This window comes from Aeromicrobium sp. CnD17-E, assembly GCF_024124745.1.
Classification (GTDB): Bacteria; Actinomycetota; Actinomycetes; order Propionibacteriales; family Nocardioidaceae; genus Aeromicrobium.
This window is the reverse complement of record NZ_JAMXRU010000203.1, coordinates 1-1,655: the sequence shown is the minus strand read 5'-3', so window position 1 is coordinate 1,655 and position 1,655 is coordinate 1. Positions and strand designations below refer to the sequence as shown.

The window sequence follows — 1,655 nt, the reverse complement described above, 5'->3', positions numbered from 1 at the left end:
CGCCTCGACCCGCAGACGGTGCCGACCGGGCGGCAGGCTCGCCGCGCGCCGCGCCACCGCGTCGGCGAGCCCCTCCCGGACGCTGCTGCCGTAGACGGCGCGGACGCTGGCGTCGAGACGGGCCAGGTGCGACGCGACGTCGACGGCTCGCCCGTCGTCGACGAGCAGGGTGGTGAACACGCCGCGACCCACGTCGGCGGACCAGTCGCGCGACGACCGGTGCGGCGCCGAGACCGCGGGTGCGGGACGCGGCACGTCGTCGACGAGGCTGCCCCCGACGGCCTCGACCACCGGACGCGCCTTCACGAACACCTCGGCCAGCTCGGCGTGCGGGTCGGAGTCGGCCACGATGCCGCCGCCCACGCCGAGCCACGCCCGCCCCTGCGCCATCTCCACGGTGCGGATGACGACGTTGGCCTCGAGACCGGCGAGCGGGCTCACGTGGCCGATCGCGCCCGTGTACGCCTCCCGCCCGGTCGCCTCGAGTGCAGCCGCCACCTCCATCGCTCGCACCTTCGGCGCACCGGTGACCGACCCCGGGGGGAACGTGGCCCGCCACAGGTCGGCGTCGTCGACGTCGGGCGCGAGGTGGCCCACGACGTCGGAGACCAGCTGCCACACGGCGTGCCGCTCCGGCCGGACGAGGGCGGGCACCCGCACGCTGCCCGGTGCGCACACCCGGCCGAGGTCGTTGCGCATCAGGTCGACGATCATCACGTTCTCGGCACGGTCCTTCGCCGAGGCCGCGAGCGTCTCGGCCGCCGCGGCGTCGTCCTGCGGCCCGACGCCGAGCGGCGCCGTGCCCTTGATCGGCGACGTCAGCACCTCGTGGCCCGTGCGGCGCAGGAAGAGCTCCGGCGAGAACGAGGCGACGCCCTCGCCACTGCCGGCCGGGCCGCCCACGAACGCGCCGTAGGCCGGGCGGAGGCGCTGGGCGCCCGCGCAGAAGACGTCGACCGGGTGGCCCTCGACCTGGCCCTCCAGACGCGCGCAAAGGTTCACCTGGAAGAGGTCGCCCGCGTGCACGTGCTCGACGGCGCGAGCGACCGCCGCCACGTGCTCCTCGGGCGACGGCACCAGCCGCAGCGGGCCGACGTGGTGCGCCACCGGCTCCGGCGCGGGACCCTCGAGCGCCGCCAGCACCGGCGCGACGTCGACGTCGCCCAACCACTCCAGCCACCACGTGCCCCGGCTGCGTCGCAGCACCCACGCGTAGAACGCCAGCCGCGCGTCAGGCTGCTCGACGGGTCGGGCACGGGCCGGCGGCACCCGCTCCAACCGCCCGCCGAGGCGGTACCCCCACAGACCGATCCAGCCACCCCCGAAGCCGGCCGCCCCGTCGGCCGACGCCCGGGGCGCCACCTCGGGCACCGGCAGGTCGAACGGGTCGTCGACGTCGGGGTCGAGCACCCGCACGGGGTCGCAGGCCACCAGCGCGTCGCCCTGGTGCCACGCACCGACCAGCGCCACCGGACGGTCGCGGTCGCGGAAGCGTCGCAGCACCTCCAGCGGACCCTCGTCGAGCCCGAGGCGCCGCCGGTGCGCCGTCACGGCCGCACCGGCACCCCAGGCCGTACCGTCCGCCGCCCGGGGCCCGGCACCCCAGGCCGAACCGTCCGCCGCCCGGGGCCCGGCACCCCCGGCTGCACCGTCCG

At 77.4% G+C, this 1,655-nt stretch carries 1 protein-coding gene; it reads right to left on the bottom strand.

Features of this window, described 5'->3' with window-relative positions:
- Positions 1-1,551, bottom strand: a 1,551-nt coding sequence (locus NH339_RS18115) for a bifunctional anthranilate synthase component I family protein/class IV aminotransferase (RefSeq protein WP_253027416.1), incomplete at its 3' end; no start/stop codon positions are given.
- Between the last annotated feature and the right edge of the window lie 104 nt (positions 1,552-1,655).